Raw genomic sequence first — 16497 nt, 5'->3', positions numbered from 1 at the left:
TATCAAAAACGCGATTGGTTTAAGGTTTATATATGGCACTTCCACCTTATGTTGATTCCTATTATGCGAGCACCATCAACCGGGAACTCGACCTGCCCGAGCTGCAGGGTGAGCATAGCTGTGATGTTTGTGTCGTAGGAGCGGGTTTCACCGGTCTTTCGACCTCCATCCATCTGGCCCAAAAAGGCTACAAGGTCATTTTGCTGGAAGGCAGCCGCATTGGATGGGGTGCGTCCGGACGTAACGGTGGGCAGGCAATTATCGGATACAACAACGGTATCGGTGCGCTGGAGCAGCGTTTTGGGCTGGATGATACGCGCAAATATCTCGAATTTGTGCTGGAAGGATGCCAGATAATTCGTGATTTCATCACCGAGTTTGATATCGACTGCGATCTTAAGGATGGCCATGCTGGTCTGGCAACCTCCACCCGTCAGTTTGAGGCTATGAAGCATGAGCAGGCGGTTTGGGCACGCTGTGGTCACGATGACATCATTGTTAAAGATGGATTCGGTGCTGTGCACGAGATGGTGGGTAGCGACAACTATCTGGGCACCTACTTTGATCCGAACGGTGCCCACCTGCATCCACTGAATCTTGCCTGTGGTGAGGCCAAGGGGTTGCTGGAGCTGGGGGGGCAGATTTTCGAAAACTCCCGCGTCACCCGCGTTGATCAGACCATGAATCCAAAGGTGTACACCAACTATGGTGTGGTCAACGCTAAGCAGGTGGTGCTTTGCGGCAATGCATACATGGGGGAGCTGGTGCCGGAGATGGAAGCTAAGCTGGTACCGGTGAGCAGTTTCATCATCACCACGGAGCAGCTGCCCGATGAAGTCGCGCAGGATGTGATCCGCAAAGATTATGGCTTTTGTGACTGGAACTATATTCTTGATTACTACCGTATGACAGCAGATCAGCGTCTGTTGTTTGGTGGTGAGAGCTTCTATGGCGGCAAAGAGCCGCGCAACATAGCACAGCGCCTACGCAATAATATGCTGAAGGTCTTTCCGCAGCTCCAGGATGTGAAGGTGTCCCACAGTTGGGGTGGAAATTTCGCAATCACCTATAGTCGCATGCCGGACGTAGGGCGTCTGAAAAACTCCAACATATTCTACGCCCATGGTTACTCAGGCACCGGTATAACGACGACCCACATTATGGGGCGTCTGTTGGCGGAGGCGGTGAGCGGCACCTCCGAGCGGTTTGATGTGTTTGAACGGGTGCCGCAGATGCCGATGCCGGGAGGCAAGCTGTTCAAGGTACCGGCGGTCATTATGGGGTCCTGGTATTACCTACTGCGCGATAAATTAGGCGCGTCACGAAAATAATCGACTGGAGCGACAAGTATGTTAGAAGAGATTCGTACATTTCTGGACAGTCACCCCGATGTGATGGAAGTGGATGTCATTAGTGTCGATCTGCCTGGGAAGGTGTTTGGCAAGCGCTACAGCGTCAAGGATCTGGAAAAACTGGCGGCTGGGCAGGGCAAGATGCCAGCGGCGATGCATCTGATGTGTGCAAAGGGTTATCCCGTGCCGGCTAAAGGTTATGGCTTCGACGATGGCGATCCCGACGCGACCTTTGAGCTGGTGCCTGGTAGCCTGCAATATGTGGGCTGGGAGTCTGTGCCACGCGCGCAGGTAATGGCACGCTTTATTGCCCCCCAAAATCAGGGGCTGTTCTGGGAACCGCGCAACGTGTTGCAGCGGGTATTAAAACATCTGGCTGCTGAAAACTATTTGCCGGTGGTTGCCTTTGAGCTGGAATTTTACCTGTGTGATATCGAGATGACAGTAGAGGGGGCTATACAGCCGCCTACAGGTAGGTTGACCGGCGGGCGGGATGGTCTGGGAGTGCTGGCGATGGAGCGGCTGTCTGAATTCGGTGACTGTCTGACCGAGATCGTGCAGCGTTGTGCAGAGCAGGGCGTGCTCACCGGGCCGGTGTCCGCCGAGCTTGGACCGGGTCAGTATGAGATAAACCTTCAGCACAATAGGGATGTGTTGGCAGCTGCCGACCAGTGTGTGATGTTTCAGCGCATTGTTCGTGGTGTGGCGCTCAAGCATGGCTATCGCGCCAGCTTTATGGCGAAACCTTACCTTGATCAGTCCGGTAATGGCCTGCATATGCACGTCAGTATATATGACCGCAATGGTCGCAATGTATTGGCCGGAAACGATGATGAGAAACTCCGTTCTGCAGTTGGCGGATTGCTTGAGGTACTGCCGGCGTCTATGACCTTTTTGGCCCCCAATGTAAACGCATTTCGCCGCTTGCAGCCGGGCAACAACACGCCGTTGACCCCAAACTGGGGGTATGAGAACAGGTCGGTTGCGGTTCGCGTGCCGTTGTCGGATGCGCACAATCGCCGGGTGGAGCACCGGGTTGCTGGGGCCGACGCCAATCCGTATCTTGCCATGGCGGTGGTGCTAGCGGGGATGCACTGTGGCCTGGACAGGTGCCTTGATCCCGGGGCGCCAACTGAGGAGATTTGCCTGGATGCTAGTGGATTGCCGACCGATCTGCGTACCGCCATCGCGCTGACTGAAAAATCAGATGCGCTAAAAGAGTATCTGGGGTGCGAATTCGTGGAGGTGTTTGCCGCACAGCGCGTTGGTGAGCTGAAGGAATTCGAACACTATATCTCGGCGCGGGAGTACGACTGGTACTTGTAGGGACGGTTTTAAGAGCAGCGTTGCTGCTCTTAAAATGGAGGTTCAGAAATCAGCCGTTGTCGTGAAAAATGAGCTCAATGCGGAATGCTGAATATAGGTCTTCAGGCGTTCGCTGAAGGCCTGGATTTTGGCCGCACTTTTGGTGTGGCTCGGGTATGCTAGGTAATAGCTGATCTCCATCTGCGGCAGCTGATCTGGCAGCACAATCTCGATACTGCCTTCCTCTAGCTGCTTTGCCACCGTAAAAGCCGCGACATAACACACGCCTGATCCTTCGCTCATTGCCTGAGTCAGTGCCTGCAAGTTGTTGATCATCGAGCGTTTATGCAGGCTCTGCCAGTCCAATTCTCCAATATTGGCTATCAGCTCGTGCCAGTCAAAGTCATCCTCCCCCGTGCATAGGATGCGGTGATGCTTCAGATCTTCAAAGCGTCGAATAGGCGGTGTGCTTTGCAGGTAGGGCTTGGACGCAACCAGCAGCATATTGGTTTTGCATAACGGTTCATACGCCATACCCGGCTCGCCGGTGCGCGAGCGGATCGCCAGTTCGATCTCATTGTTGGCCAGATGAATAAATTCTTCGCATAGGTTCAATCGAAACGACAGGTGTGGGTAGCGTTGCTGGATAAAGTTCAGCGCCGGGGATACAACCATCGTCCCGAAACATACGTCGGCGGTGAGGCTCAGTTCGCCGGAGAGGCTGCTACCGCTCATCTCCTCCAGTGTGTTTTCCAGATTGGCGTACATCTCTTCGCATAATTGCAGCAGAATTTTGCCCTTGGAAGTGAGCTGAATAGGGCGACGTGGCTCTCTGATCAGCAGTGGATATCCTAACTGATCTTCCAGTTTCTTGATCTGGTAGCTGACCCCGGATTGAGAGATGCTTAATTCCTCGGCGGCCAGTGTAAAACTGCGGAGCCGTGCGACAATCGAGAAACTGTAAAGGTAGGGCAGTAAGTGTCTGGCTTGGCTCATTCTGAAAGAGATCTCCATGGCGGCAGTGTTAAGGAAGGGAGCAGCCTGAGGCTGCCAGACCTATCCATTCAGCACCTACTGACGGCCTGCTAATTAGCATAGAGCGCTTACCGGCGTAATGACCAATCTACGTGGTGGAATGAGGTTAGGTTGGCCATCGCAACACGGTGACCAACACATTAAAGGCGCTGAAGCTTAGTGGCTCTGAGCTACCGCAGCCTCTGCCGCGGCACTTTCGAGGGCGTTTAGGTGCGCCAGAAAGAGGGTAAAGATCTCCGATTGGGTCGAGGTATTTAAGCGCGTATGTATGTTCTTACGGTGCACCTTTACGGTACCGAGGCTTATGTTCAGCATATTGGCGATCGCCTTGGAGGAGTGGCCCTGCAAGATCAGGCCGGAGATCTCCTGTTCTCGACGGGTCAGGACACCGCTGCCAAAGGTGTTGAGTGCTTGTTTCATAGCACCGTCGGACTTTTCATACTGCACATATTCCTGTGACTGGGAGAGCCAGAACTGGCGCACCAGCGAATTGATCACCGGGTAGAGGTCCTGCAGGCGGTGCATTTCAGCGCGGGTAATGGTGCCCAGGCTGGATTTTCGGCCCAGAGTAATTGCGCAGGTGACATGTTTGTCCAGCTCGATCACCAGGTTGATCTCATCTACGAGGTCGAAGTTTTTGTAACAGCTTTGGTAGTACTCGGTGGTCTCAAAGGAATCTGGTGAGATCTCCGCAAGTCGGCTTACACCGGATGGCAGTCCATTCTGAATCGCATTAAATAGTGGATCCAGAATAAAGGCTTTGTTGATGTAGTTGCGCAGCGTTGGGCTCTGCTCCGCCGGATTGGTCGGGTGCAGGATGATTGGCTTAAAGGACTTCTTGTAGGTGACCATCAGTACCGTGTCGAAGCGGCACTGGGTCGCCAGGAATTCAGCGAGAACCTTGGGAAAACTTCGCAGGCGGATATGGTCGATCAGTGAAGCCAGGTCTTTTTGCCAGCTTAGGGTATGAGTATCCGGGCTATAACGGTTTTGCATCTAAGCCTCCCCTGAATCAGTTCTCTTTCGTTATTATCGTTCTATAGCGTCTGGTTGGAAAAAACTGGCTACATTGTTGCAGCCAGTAAAAGAGGGAGCAGAGGTGAAACGAGACGGATACTGCTCCCGGTGCTGAAATCAGCTAACAGACTCAAGTGTCAGGTCGAAGCAGCGACGTGCTTTTTCACACAGTTCGTCCACTTCTTCACGGGTGATCACCAGAGGTGGTGAAAGCACCATACGGCTGCCGACCGCACGCATGATCAGACCGTTGTTGAAACAGTGGTCACGGCAGATCATGCCGATATCCAGATCATCCGGGAAGAACTCTTTGGTCTCTTTGTCTTTCACCAGTGCGATACCTGCTACCAGACCGACCCCTTCGATATGGCCGACCAGTGGGTGCTCGGACAGGGTTTCACGCAGTTTCTGCTGGAAGTATGGGCCAATATCGTTGCCAACGTAGTCAACGATGTTCTCTTCCTTCATCAGGCGGATATTCTCGATCGCGACTGCGGCAGCAACCGGGTGGCCGGAGTAGGTGAAGCCGTGGTTGAAGTCTTCGTCATGCTCGATCAGGGCATTGGCAATGCGCTCGCCTACGGCCACTGCGGCGATAGGCAGGTAACCGGAGGACAGGCCTTTGGCCATGGAGATGATGTCTGGCTTGATGCACAGGGTGTCACTGCCGAACCAGTTGCCAGTACGGCCGAAACCACAGATTACTTCGTCTGCTGCGATCAGAATGTCGTATTTCTGGCAGACTTTCTGAATCTCAGTCCAGTAGTTTGCTGGTGGTACGATGACGCCACCCGCGCCTTGGATCGGTTCGCCCACAAACGCCGCTACGTTATCCGGGCCTACTTCCAGAATTTTCTCTTCCAGCGCTTTAGCGCAGGCGATACCGAACTCTTCTTCGGTCATGTCACCCGCTTCACCGTACCAATAAGGCTGGCGGATACGCTCGATGTTAGGAACCAGGGGGCCGCCCTGTTTGTGCATGCCGCTCATACCACCCAGGCTGGTGCCACCGATGGTGGAGCCGTGGTAGGCGTTTTCGCGTGCGATCAGGATGTTTCGGTATGGCTTGCCTTTGATGTTCCAGTACTGGCGTACCAGACGGATCACGGTGTCGATCGCTTCGGAGCCGGAGTTTGCAAAGAAGATATGGTTCAGACCATCCGGTGTTACGCTGGCGATCTCTTTTGCCAGTTCTGCTGCCGGTGTGTGGGTGGTCTGGAAAAAGGTGTTGTAGTACGCCAGCTCGTTCATCTGCTTGGTCGCGGCTTCAACCAGCTCTTTACGGCCGTAACCCATGTTTACGCACCACAGGCCCGCCATGCCGTCCAGAATCTTGTTGCCTTCGCTATCCCACAGGTAAACACCATCACCTTTGGTGATAACACGGGCGCCTTTTTTGTTCAGGGCGCCGGTGTTGGTGAAAGGGTGCAGGTGATGCTCGGCGTCGGTGGCTTGAACCGCAGCTGTGTTTGTAGCGTTGTTGTTTTTATCTTCTAGCATCTTTATCTCCCGATACTGCTTGCAGTGATCAGATATCTGCAAAGCAATAGGTCGTTGCGTTAACTAAATTCAAAAAATGTGATCATAAAAAACAGGGTTGCTGACCTGTTGTGATGACCAGATAACTTGATTTTGTGATCACAAAATTAAAAAGTCAACAAAAATGCTGTGCAGAAATTGGGCGCCAAAAGGTAACGCGCACTGAAAATATAGCCTGAAACGGGCAGGGGGATAGTGGTTTGGAGGTGCGGAGAAGGGCGGGCCGAAAGGGATTCAGCCCGGTGAGTGTCAGGCGCTGACGCCGGCAGATTGCTCGATAAAACTGTGCAGAAGTTCGGGGGTTGCGGCAAAGGCGATACCTTCGCGAATGTCGGCGGTGATCGCCATCTGAAGGGCCAACGCGTCTTTTCTTTCGATCGCATGCATCGCTTCGTTATGGCGATCAATCAGGTAATGTTCTTCCAGTTTGCTGGTGGCCAAACGCATAAACGGGCCCAGCTGCAGCCACAGGCTTTCGATCAGTGGCAGGGTGACCTGATGCGGATTGGCCGTATATAAAGCGCGATGGAAATTCTGGTTGAGGATGCTGACCTGCTCCAGGTCACCTAACGCCTGGGCCTCGTCAATTAGGCGATCCAGCTGCCTCAGCTCATCCAGAATTGTCGCGTCTATATAGGGAAGAGCACGGGCTGCTGCGTGAGATTCAATGGCGATACGAGCTTCGCACAACTCGGTGAATTTCATCGCCGTCATTCGTGGTACCATCACGCGCCGGTTGCCTTGGATCTCCAGTGCATTCTCGGCAGCCAGCTGTCGTAGCGCTTCACGAACGGGCATTGGGCTAACGTCCAGAATACTGGCCAGCTCACGAATCGTCAGTGCCCGGCCGGGTAAAATCTGGCCGTTCATTACTGCGTAGCGCAGGGTCTGATATACCCACTGGGTTATAGTTACAGACTCATCTCGCTCGGTTAAGGTTATTTTTATCGGAGATTTCTTATCCATGTTCGCTTAGGACCTGGCTCTTTTTTGTCTCCTATTCTAATGCGATCACGAATCTGGGTGAATGGCTTTTTTAGCTAAAGTGCTAACTTGACCATTAAGAATATTTGTGATCACATTGAGTTAAAGTTTGTGATCACATTTTGAGTTTTGCTCTATCCTCATAGATAGAGGTCGATAGACAAAGCTGACCCGGTGACACAAGTAGCACTGCACCGAAATAAGTGCGAAAGAGATTTCGAGAGAGAATCTTATATGTCTTCTAATAACGATAAAGAATTTGACCTGTTTATTACCGACCTTAACGGTAACCTGCGTGGCAAACGGATGCCGGGCGGCGCGCTGGGTAAGGTAATGGAAGAGGGTGTTAAGCTGCCTCGCTCCGTCATTGGTTTTGACTTCTGGGGTGATGACGTACTGGATAACGGCTTGGTATTTGAAACCGGCGACAGCGACGGGGTGTGTATGCCAGTACACGATAAGCCGGTGCCGGTGCCTTGGGCTGAATCTCCGCGAGATCAGGTGTTGGCAACCATGTTTAACCCGGATGGTACGCCGTTCACCGCCGACCCGCGCCAGGCGCTCAACGCCGTGGTTGATCGTTTTAAGAAGCTGGGGCTGACACCGGTGGTTGCCACCGAGCTTGAGTTCTACCTGATGGATGGTAAGTCTGAAGAGACACAGCGTCCGCAGCCGCCGGTACTGGTGGAAGGTCACGGCCGCCGTTTGGCCGAAACTGATTGTTACTCCATCGACGAAATGGACGGGCTGTCCTCTTTCTTTGCTGAGGTGCGTGCCGTCTGTGATGCGCAGGGTGTTCCGGCGGATACCATTATCTCCGAGCTGGGCCCGGGGCAGTTTGAGATCAACCTGAACCATGTGCCAAATCCGATGCTGGCCGGTGATCAGGCGATCATGTTCAAGCGTCTGGTGCGCGGTATTGCCCGTAAGCACGGTTACGCTGCGACCTTTATGGCTAAGCCGTACGCGAACAAGAGCGGTAACGGTTTCCACGTTCACTTCAGTCTGCTGAATGAAGCGGGTGAGAACGTCTTTGATAACGGTGGTGATGAAGGTACCGATGTACTGAAGCATGCAGTTGCAGGTCTCATGCACACCATGGCGGACAGCATGCTGACCTTTGCGCCGCACATGAACTCTTACCGCCGCTTTATGGTGGGTGCTCATGCGCCGACCTGTGCGAGCTGGGGATACGAGAACCGCACAGTGGCGATCCGTATTCCGGAAAGCCCACCGATTGCACGCCGTATTGAACACCGTGTAGCGGGTGCGGATGCCAACCCATACTTGGTGCTGGCGACTATCCTGGCCGGTGCGCTATACGGTATCGAGAACAAACTGATGCCGCCTGCGCCAATCCAAGGTGATGCGTACACCGAAGCGAATCAGGATCTGGTACTGCCGAACAAGTGGGATGAAGCGACCGATATCTTCAACCGCAGTGAGGTCTTGAAAGAGTACCTGGGCGAAGAGTTTGTGCGCGTGTATACCGCGGCGAAACGTCAGGAGCTGCGCAAACTGCATGCGCAGATCTCTGATATCGAATACGAGTCTTACCTCGGATTCTTGTAAGTCAGAAAGCCTCTGTTGATCGCTTAGAAGGGTGAATTGGCAGGGGCTTTTTAATGGGCGGTACGAGCTACTCGCGCCGCCTGGATGCCGGTTATTGGGAGCCGGTGGATAGGTGATCAGATCTGGATTTCAGCAGCTGAGGGTGCTGATTGTGCGCTAGACAAAACTGATCGAAGTGGTCTATCCGATAGTTTTTTCCAATATACCCCCCAGAGGGTATATAGATCCTCTGAACGGGTAACGTACATTCAAGGTAGTGGAGTTGTCGTTCTCTGGACGGCATCCACACCAGGCAAGAACGTGGCACGTAGGTAAGAGCAACTTTTAGCTGCGCGCCGTGATAATAAAAACAAAAGCACGCGTCTGATACGGCCAATCTCCTCTGGTAGCAGGGGCCAGTCAGACGATACAGCGAAAGCTGTGCCTAAAATGGAGAATGTTTATGCACCTCAAGAAACTTGGTCTGACTGCCGCACTTGCAGCTGCCCTGTCCACTTCCGCCGTTGCCGAAGATAAAGTCCTGAACGTTTACAACTGGTCAGACTACGTTGATCCGGCGATCATCACCGCGTTTGAAGAAGAAACCGGAATCAAGGTGAACTACGACGTTTACGATTCCAACGAAGTTCTTGAAGCTAAGCTGATGTCCGGCGGTAGCGGTTACGACATCGTTGTACCGACCGGCGCGTTTCTGGAGCGTCAGGTGAAGGCGGGTATCTACGCTGAGATCGACCGCACTAAACTGGCCAATTACAGCAATCTGGATACCGTGTTGACTGAAAAGATCGCACGTCACGATCCAGACAACAAACACAACGTACCTTGGGCGTGGGGCACCATCGGTCTGGGTTACAACGAAGCGATGGTAAAAGAGCGTCTTGGTGATAGCGTAGCCCTGGATTCTCTCGATCTGATCTTCAACCCGGAAGTATCTGCAAAACTGGCAGACTGTGGTATCGGTATCCTGGATTCCCCGGCAGAGGTGGTATCCGTTGCTCTGAACTACTTGGGTCTGGATCCAAACTCCGAAAAGAAATCCGACCTGAAAAAAGCGCAGCAGCTGCTGAGTTCTGTGCGTGGCAACTATAAGTACTTCCACTCCAGCAAATACATCTCTGATCTGGCGTCTGGCGAGATCTGCGTAGCCTTGGGTTATAACGGTGACGTACTGCAGTCTCAGACCCGTGCAGAAGAAGCGGGCCTGAATCAGAAGATCGAATACCGTGTACCTAAAGAGGGTACGCTGGTTTGGTTTGACTTGATGGCAATCCCATCTGATGCACCGCACCCTGAAGCTGCGCACAAGTTCATCGATCACATGCTGAAAGCGGAAAGTGGCGCAGGTATTGCCAACTACGTGTACTACGCGGTGGCCAATAAAGCCTCCGAGCCGTTGTTAAACAAAGACGTAGTCGGCAATCCGGGTATCTACCCAAGCGAAGAGGTGAAGGCAACACTGTTTACCCAGAACGCGCACTCTGTGAAGTTCGATCGCTTGCTGACCCGTGCTTGGACTAACGTAAAAACAGGTCGCTAACAGGTTTTAGGTATTGATATAAAAGGGGAAACTCGGTTTCCCCTTTGGTTTCCACAGCCGATGTCTAGATAAGTGTTTTCGAAAAAGAATGCTTATTTAGCAACTTCCATCTTGGAAGTTCTGTGCTGGTCTGGTGCGAACAGTTCGAGCAGTGTAACCACCGGGCACTTTCAGAATTACCAAATAAGAATAATATGAGGGTATGGTATGACTTCCTCTCAGGTGATCGATATGCAGAGTTCTACAGTGGCGGCCGCCAAAACAGTGCCGTCCTGGAAACAGGATGGTGCCGAACCATTCGTAAGGATTGAAAACATTACCAAGAAATTTGGTGAGTTTACTGCAGTCGATAACGTATCTCTGGATATTTATAAAAGCGAACTGTTCTGCCTACTGGGTGGTTCCGGCTCAGGCAAAAGTACCTTATTGCGCATGCTGGCGGGATTTGAGTCCCCAACCAGCGGTCGCATTCTGATTGACGGCGTTGATATGGCAGGTATCCAGCCATGGAAACGTCCTGTGAACATGATGTTCCAGTCCTATGCGCTGTTCCCGCATCTGACCGTAGCCGACAACGTGGGGTTTGGTCTGAAGCGTGAAGGCGTATCCAATGGCGAAGTGAAAAAGCGTGTGGCCGAAATGTTGGACATGGTTCAGCTGGGCCATCTGGGCAAGCGCAAGCCGCATCAACTGTCCGGTGGTCAGCGTCAGCGTGTAGCATTGGCACGTTCGCTGATCAAACGTCCGAAACTGCTGTTGCTGGACGAGCCACTGGGTGCCTTGGATAAGAAGCTGCGTGAAGAAACACAGTTTGAGCTGATCAATATCCAGGAAGAACTGGGTGTGACCTTCGTGGTGGTAACCCACGACCAGGAAGAGGCAATGACGCTGGCGACCCGCATCGGTGTGATGAACAACGGTGTGATCGTGCAGACTGATGAGCCTCACGATGTCTACGAGTATCCGAACAGCCGCTTTGTGGCGGAGTTTATCGGTTCGGTGAACCTGTTCGAAGGGCAGGTTACCGAAGATGAACCCGATTTTGTACGCATCACTTCACCAGAAGCGGGTGCGGCACTGTCGGTCAATCACGGTATCAGCTGTGCACCGGATCAGGTGGTACATGTTGCTGTGCGTCCGGAAAAGATTCACATCAGTCATGAGCGCCCGGAGCAGAAGGACAACTGTCTGCAGGGTGAGATCGAAGAGATCGCCTACATGGGCAGCCTGTCGGTATTTAAGGTGCGCTTGCCAAGTGGCAAAGAGGTGCGAGTAACGCAACCGAACTTCACCCGCCATATGGGCGAGCGTTTTACCTGGAACGACAAAGTCTTCCTGTACTGGGATGAAGACAGCAGCGTGGTGCTGACGTCATGAGTATTTCGACCGGTTCAGCGTGGGTCGACGGCTCTTCGTCGTTGATGAAACGCTACAAAATCTTACGAGGTACGAACTGGGGTAAAGCTGCTGTTGTTGGCATTCCGGCGTTCTGGCTGGCTGTTTTCTTCTTTGTACCGTTTCTGGTTGTGTTCAAGATCTCCTTGTCGGAGACCGCTATCGCCGTTCCTCCATATACCGCTCTGTTAGAGTGGGACGTGGAAGAGGCGTACATGACCTTCAAGTTGAATTTGGGTAACTATTTCTACCTGTTGGAGGACGCCTTCTACCTGGATGCGTACCTCAGCTCGATCAAGATCGCAGCCGTTTCCACGTTCTTTGCGTTGATCGTTGCGTTCCCGATCGCGTACCTGATCGCACGGAGCGAAGGCTCCAAACGTGGTTTGCTGCTGGCGCTGGTAATCCTGCCGTTCTGGACCTCCTTCCTGCTGCGTGTATACGCCTGGATGGGGTTCCTGAAGAAGAACGGTATCGTGAACGAGTTTCTGCTCTCCATAGGGGTGATTGATCAGCCGCTGATTATGTTGCAGACCGACTTTGCCGTGTATATCGGTATCGTCTACACCTACCTGCCGTTCATGGTGTTGCCGCTGTACAGCGCGCTGGAGAAGATGGACATAACCCTGCTGGAAGCGGCTGAAGACTTGGGTTGCACGCCAATGAAGGGGTTCTTCCTGATCACTGTACCGCAAGCGATGCCGGGCATTATCGCAGGTTGCTTGCTGGTGTTTATCCCGGCGGTGGGCGAGTTCGTCATCCCGGCGTTGTTGGGTGGTTCTGACACGTTGATGATCGGACGCGTACTTTGGGACGAGTTCTTCCTCAACCGCGATTGGCCGATGGCATCTGCCGTGGCAATTGTGATGCTGGTGGTGCTGGTGCTGCCAATCATGCTGGTACGTAACAGTCAGGGTAAACAGGAGGCAATCTGATGCAGCGTAAATCTAATTTCCTCAATATTACGGCGGGACTGGGATATGTGTTCCTGTATGCGCCGATCATTGCCCTGATTGTATACAGCTTCAACGCATCAAAACTGGTAACCGTTTGGGGGGGCTGGTCGTTCAAATGGTATGTGGAGCTGTTCAAGAATGATCAGATCATCGACGCTGCCTTGCTGAGCGTGAAGATCGCATTTATCAGCGCCTCTCTGGCGGTGGTGCTGGGCACAATGGCGGGTTACGTACTGAGCCGCTTCGGGCCGTTCCGCGGCAAGATGATCCTGTCAGGCTGGATTACCGCACCGCTGGTCATGCCAGAGGTAATTACCGGTCTGTCCTTATTGCTACTTTTCGTGGCTATGGAAGGGATGTTCGGCTGGCCAGCAGGGCGTGGTACCGGCACCATTATTATTGCCCACACCACATTCTGTATGGCGTATGTGGCGGTGATTGTGCAGGCACGCCTCTCGTCCCTGGACGAAACCCTGGAAGAAGCGGCGATGGACCTGGGTGCTAAACCAAGCTCACTGTTCTTCCTGGTGACGCTGCCGTTGATCATGCCAGCGGTCATCTCCGGTTGGCTTCTGTCGTTCACACTGTCACTGGATGATTTGGTCATTGCCAGCTTCGTATCCGGGCCGGGTAACAGCACGCTGCCGATGGTGATCTTCTCCAAAGTGCGTCTGGGGGTAACCCCGGAGGTGAACGCGCTGGCGACAATTATGATTGCGATCGTGGCGATAGGTGTCATTGCAGCGATGTGGCAGATGCGTCGACAGGCACGCCTCTTAAAGCCTGAATAATCGCATGTGGGAGTTGCCTGTCAGGGCATCGACAGGCTACTCCATTCTGAAGTGTTAACGCTGCGTAGCTAAGCAGCGTAGTTTTACAGGAATGAGTAATGAAGATTGGTATCCTCGCAACCGGTATCACACCGGATGAGCTTCTGAATCAGTACGGCTCCTATGCGGATATGTTTGTGCAGCTGTTTGATAAAGCGCAGCGCCAGTTTGAATACGAGCTGTTTGATGTACGTGATGGCGTTTTCCCGGAAGGTGCTGAACAGTGTGACGGTTGGATTATCACCGGTTCCAAGTCCAACGTGGATGAAGACCTGGATTGGATGCAGCGCCTGAAAAAGCTGATTCTGGAGATCGACGCGACCGGCAAGCCAATGCTGGGTATCTGCTTTGGCCATCAAATCATTGCCGAAGCCTTTGGCGGCAAGGTGGAAGCGTTCTCAGGTGGTTGGGGTGTGGGGCTGCACAGCTACAACCTGATCGGTGAAAACGACTTTATTGCAGATCGGCCCGAGTCTTTCACCATCAGCGCGATGCACCGTTATCAGGTGACTGAAAAGCCGGAAAATGCGGTTGTATTTGCTGAATCCGATTTCTGCGAGTTTGCTGGTTTGGTCTACGGCGACAACATCCTGACGTTCCAGGCGCACCCGGAATTTAATCTGCAGTATGAAGATGCGCTGGTTGATCTGCGTAAGGGTAGTGTCATTCCGGACGCTACTGCTGAAGCGGGCCTGACGTCACTGCGACAGGAGGGGGCGGCAACCGACTCTCTGGTGGTGGCTCAGTGGATGGCAGATTTCCTGCAGCGTAAAGGCGCCTGACCATCTTTCGCGGCTATCTAGATCCCCGGGTAGCCGCTTTTGCATTTCTTAACTTCTAATCATTCTCACGACGCTTCGGACTTGTTCGCAGGTTCTTTACGCCCGGATTTTGTAAAAATCTCCGGGTGAGCTCCACTTTGCCTGCAGCATGGCTGAAACGGTAGTAAAGCGGGAGTCCAGGTATGAATCTTTCCGTCAGTCAGCGAATTGTGCTGACCATGGCAGTCACGCTCGTGCTCTTTCTGGCGACCTCTCTGGTAGCCTATCAAAGCTTTAACGCGGTTAGCACTCAAGTTGGTTCTGTGATCCGTGATGCCTCACCAAGGGTGTATATCGGAGCCAACCTCAGGGCGAACCTGGCAGATACTAAGTATCTGTTGCTCGACTTTATCAGTGGTTCCAGCGGACAGAATAACAAACAGGTTAACGCCCAGTTGGGCTCTTTGCAGTCATTGTTCGAGGCGGACTTTGCCACATTGGAAGGTCTGGAGCGCGGAAGTGCTGACGTCGCTCAGATGCGTTCACTGACCGAAAAGATCTTTGATCATTCGGCGCAGATCGTAGAGCAAAAATCCCGTTATCGCGCTGAGCAAGCTCATATCGAAAAACAGGCCGAAGAGTTCAAGTATCTCACCGATGAGATGGGTTACACGCTGGAGGATCTTCTGAATGAGGAGTTTCGGTTTGATTACCTGAAGGTTTTGCGGCCGATCCGTGATGATATTGCCTACCTGAACGGCAAGGTGGCGGAGCTGATGCAAACCGATGATGCCAAGCGTATGGAAAGGCTGAATGCCGAGGTGGAGAAATACCTGGGACGCCTGTCACAGTTGATCCCAGAAGTGAAAGCGTTGGATAAAGAGGCGCATGAATCCATCATCGAGATGTGGGAGCCCTATCAACAACAGCTGAAGGGTGAAGATCTGACCCTGACCTCCTATCTGCAGTCCATGGAGGCGCAACGTCGTTCCGAGGCGCTGCTGATCGAAACGGCTTCGTTGGTCGCGCAGAACACTCAGATGATTAACCGTTTTATTGAAGCGGCTCGTCAGTACGCGGATTCTGCAGAGCAGACAACCGATAAAACGATTGCAGACGGCAAGGTGCTGATCGCTGCGGGGACGTTGCTTGCAGCGCTGTTTTCCGCGTTTGTCGGCTTCCGTCTGGTGACGTACCTGCGGCGTTCGTTGGAACAGGTGGTGAGTGGAATGGGGCGTATTGCGTCCGGAGACCTGTCTACCCAGCTGGAGGTGCATGGTAATGACGAGCTGACCCGGTTGGCGGAAAGCACCAATGCGCTGTCCAAGGAGCTGCGCCATCTGGTACAGGAGATCGTACTGACCGTAGAGGAGGTGCACAGCACTGCCGGTGCCAGTCGGGAGATCAGTCGTAACACGTTGGGGGGCGTTGAACAACAGGGACTACAGAGTGCCCGTTTGGCGGCAACGGCGACCGAGATGGAAGCCAGTGCCGGTGAAGTGGCTGCCCATGCGGATCAAACCCTTAATGAAGCGCTGGATGCGGAGTCTGTGCTGGAAGCCAACAACCGTTCGCTGCAGGAGAATAGCCGTGCGATCAGCGCGCTGGCAGGTCGCGTCACTAAGTCGATGGATGAGGTGAAGTCCCTGCAGCAGCACAGCGAATCGATCAGTGAGGTGATCGACGTGATTCGTTCCATTGCCGAGCAGACTAACTTGCTTGCGCTGAACGCAGCGATTGAAGCGGCGCGTGCTGGCGAGACCGGGCGTGGCTTTGCGGTTGTGGCGGACGAAGTGCGGTCATTGGCAAACCGTACCCAGGGCTCGATCAGTGCCATCGAAGAGACAGTACTGAACTTACAAAACGGTGCAGAGGCAACAGTGCGGGTGATGTCTACCTGTTCGGCTGAAGCGATCAGCTGCAGCGACAATCTGGATCAGAGTACCGAAACCCTACGCAGTGTGGTGGCGGCTGTACAACGAATGCGGGAGATGAACTCGCAGGTGGCGACCGCGACCGAAGAGCAGAATGCGACGGTGCGTGATATCAGCCAAAGCCTTACCGAGATCAACCAGATTATGGAAGGCACGACACGCGGAGCAGAGCAGGCGGCATCGCAGAGTGAATCGTTGTTGCAGTTGTCGGATAACCTGTCAGGACTGGTGAAGCGGTTTACGGTGTAAGGTGTTTATCGAGGATTCTGTAGCAGCGATC

At 53.2% G+C, this 16497-nt stretch carries 13 protein-coding genes; 9 read left to right on the top strand and 4 right to left on the bottom strand.

The window, feature by feature from the left end:
• The first annotated feature begins 32 nt into the window (after nucleotides 1-32).
• Together QKW35_RS10760 and QKW35_RS10755 are read left to right on the top strand one after the other, a co-directional pair.
• A complete protein-coding gene (locus tag QKW35_RS10760) occupies nucleotides 33-1331 on the top strand; it encodes an NAD(P)/FAD-dependent oxidoreductase (RefSeq protein WP_282353003.1) in 1299 nt (432 codons plus the stop codon).
• 18 nt (nucleotides 1332-1349) lie between these two features.
• Nucleotides 1350-2678 (top strand): glutamine synthetase family protein, encoded by a 1329-nt coding sequence (locus tag QKW35_RS10755; protein WP_282353002.1) that lies wholly within the window; start codon nucleotides 1350-1352, stop codon nucleotides 2676-2678.
• 42 nt (nucleotides 2679-2720) lie between these two features.
• Here the strand turns inward: QKW35_RS10755 and QKW35_RS10750 are convergent, their stop codons facing one another.
• From QKW35_RS10750 to QKW35_RS10735, 4 genes are all read right to left on the bottom strand, one after another.
• Nucleotides 2721-3653 (bottom strand): LysR family transcriptional regulator, encoded by a 933-nt coding sequence (locus QKW35_RS10750; RefSeq protein WP_282353001.1) that lies wholly within the window; start codon nucleotides 3651-3653, stop codon nucleotides 2721-2723.
• 195 nt (nucleotides 3654-3848) lie between these two features.
• Nucleotides 3849-4688, bottom strand: a complete 840-nt coding sequence (locus QKW35_RS10745; protein ID WP_282353000.1) for a LuxR C-terminal-related transcriptional regulator — start codon at nucleotides 4686-4688, stop codon at nucleotides 3849-3851.
• A 138-nt stretch (nucleotides 4689-4826) separates the two neighbouring features.
• Nucleotides 4827-6209, bottom strand: a complete 1383-nt coding sequence (locus tag QKW35_RS10740) for an aspartate aminotransferase family protein (protein WP_282352999.1) — start codon at nucleotides 6207-6209, stop codon at nucleotides 4827-4829.
• Between the two features lie 288 nt (nucleotides 6210-6497).
• Nucleotides 6498-7214, bottom strand: a complete 717-nt coding sequence (locus QKW35_RS10735) for a GntR family transcriptional regulator (protein WP_282352997.1) — start codon at nucleotides 7212-7214, stop codon at nucleotides 6498-6500.
• Between the two features lie 252 nt (nucleotides 7215-7466).
• On the opposite strand from QKW35_RS10735, the gene QKW35_RS10730 reads away from it, so the two are divergent.
• The 7 genes from QKW35_RS10730 to QKW35_RS10700 all read left to right on the top strand — a co-directional run bounded on the left by QKW35_RS10730 (nucleotide 7467) and on the right by QKW35_RS10700 (nucleotide 16466).
• On the top strand, nucleotides 7467-8804 hold the full coding sequence (locus QKW35_RS10730; protein ID WP_282352996.1) for a glutamine synthetase family protein: 1338 nt from the start codon (nucleotides 7467-7469) through the stop codon (nucleotides 8802-8804).
• A gap of 442 nt (nucleotides 8805-9246) precedes the next feature.
• Nucleotides 9247-10341, top strand: a complete 1095-nt coding sequence (locus QKW35_RS10725; RefSeq protein ID WP_282352994.1) for a polyamine ABC transporter substrate-binding protein — start codon at nucleotides 9247-9249, stop codon at nucleotides 10339-10341.
• Nucleotides 10342-10548: 207 nt separating this feature from the next.
• On the top strand, nucleotides 10549-11718 hold the full coding sequence (locus QKW35_RS10720; RefSeq protein ID WP_282352992.1) for an ABC transporter ATP-binding protein: 1170 nt from the start codon (nucleotides 10549-10551) through the stop codon (nucleotides 11716-11718).
• Nucleotides 11715-12671, top strand: a complete 957-nt coding sequence (locus QKW35_RS10715) for an ABC transporter permease subunit (RefSeq protein WP_282352991.1) — start codon at nucleotides 11715-11717, stop codon at nucleotides 12669-12671. Before QKW35_RS10720 ends, QKW35_RS10715 begins: the two co-directional genes overlap by 4 nt.
• Nucleotides 12671-13483, top strand: coding sequence for an ABC transporter permease subunit (locus QKW35_RS10710; protein WP_282352990.1), 813 nt, complete (start codon nucleotides 12671-12673; stop codon nucleotides 13481-13483). Before QKW35_RS10715 ends, QKW35_RS10710 begins: the two co-directional genes overlap by 1 nt.
• A gap of 98 nt (nucleotides 13484-13581) precedes the next feature.
• A complete protein-coding gene (locus QKW35_RS10705; protein ID WP_282352989.1) occupies nucleotides 13582-14304 on the top strand; it encodes a glutamine amidotransferase-related protein in 723 nt (240 codons plus the stop codon).
• Nucleotides 14305-14486: 182 nt separating this feature from the next.
• The gene (locus QKW35_RS10700; RefSeq protein ID WP_282352988.1) at nucleotides 14487-16466 is read left to right on the top strand and encodes a methyl-accepting chemotaxis protein; all 1980 of its coding nucleotides are present in this window, start codon (nucleotides 14487-14489) and stop codon (nucleotides 16464-16466) included.
• Nucleotides 16467-16497 lie beyond the last annotated feature (31 nt).

The sequence above is a fragment of the Pontibacterium granulatum genome (assembly GCF_029961155.1).
GTDB lineage: Bacteria > Pseudomonadota > Gammaproteobacteria > Pseudomonadales > Balneatricaceae > Pontibacterium > Pontibacterium granulatum.
Note: the sequence above shows the minus strand (reverse complement) of the source record. Positions and strands in the feature narration are given on the sequence as shown.

What these genes read in the sequence shown, in the direction of transcription:
- QKW35_RS10760 (WP_282353003.1), top strand. Translation starts at nt 33, where the DNA reads ATGGCACTTCCACCTTATGTTGATTCCTATTATGCGAGCACCATCAAC.
- QKW35_RS10755 (WP_282353002.1), top strand. Translation starts at nt 1,350, where the DNA reads ATGTTAGAAGAGATTCGTACATTTCTGGACAGTCACCCCGATGTGATG.
- QKW35_RS10750 (WP_282353001.1), bottom strand. Translation starts at nt 3,653, where the DNA reads ATGAGCCAAGCCAGACACTTACTGCCCTACCTTTACAGTTTCTCGATT.
- QKW35_RS10745 (WP_282353000.1), bottom strand. Translation starts at nt 4,688, where the DNA reads ATGCAAAACCGTTATAGCCCGGATACTCATACCCTAAGCTGGCAAAAA.
- QKW35_RS10740 (WP_282352999.1), bottom strand. Translation starts at nt 6,209, where the DNA reads ATGCTAGAAGATAAAAACAACAACGCTACAAACACAGCTGCGGTTCAA.
- QKW35_RS10735 (WP_282352997.1), bottom strand. Translation starts at nt 7,214, where the DNA reads ATGGATAAGAAATCTCCGATAAAAATAACCTTAACCGAGCGAGATGAG.
- QKW35_RS10730 (WP_282352996.1), top strand. Translation starts at nt 7,467, where the DNA reads ATGTCTTCTAATAACGATAAAGAATTTGACCTGTTTATTACCGACCTT.
- QKW35_RS10725 (WP_282352994.1), top strand. Translation starts at nt 9,247, where the DNA reads ATGCACCTCAAGAAACTTGGTCTGACTGCCGCACTTGCAGCTGCCCTG.
- QKW35_RS10720 (WP_282352992.1), top strand. Translation starts at nt 10,549, where the DNA reads ATGACTTCCTCTCAGGTGATCGATATGCAGAGTTCTACAGTGGCGGCC.
- QKW35_RS10715 (WP_282352991.1), top strand. Translation starts at nt 11,715, where the DNA reads ATGAGTATTTCGACCGGTTCAGCGTGGGTCGACGGCTCTTCGTCGTTG.
- QKW35_RS10710 (WP_282352990.1), top strand. Translation starts at nt 12,671, where the DNA reads ATGCAGCGTAAATCTAATTTCCTCAATATTACGGCGGGACTGGGATAT.
- QKW35_RS10705 (WP_282352989.1), top strand. Translation starts at nt 13,582, where the DNA reads ATGAAGATTGGTATCCTCGCAACCGGTATCACACCGGATGAGCTTCTG.
- QKW35_RS10700 (WP_282352988.1), top strand. Translation starts at nt 14,487, where the DNA reads ATGAATCTTTCCGTCAGTCAGCGAATTGTGCTGACCATGGCAGTCACG.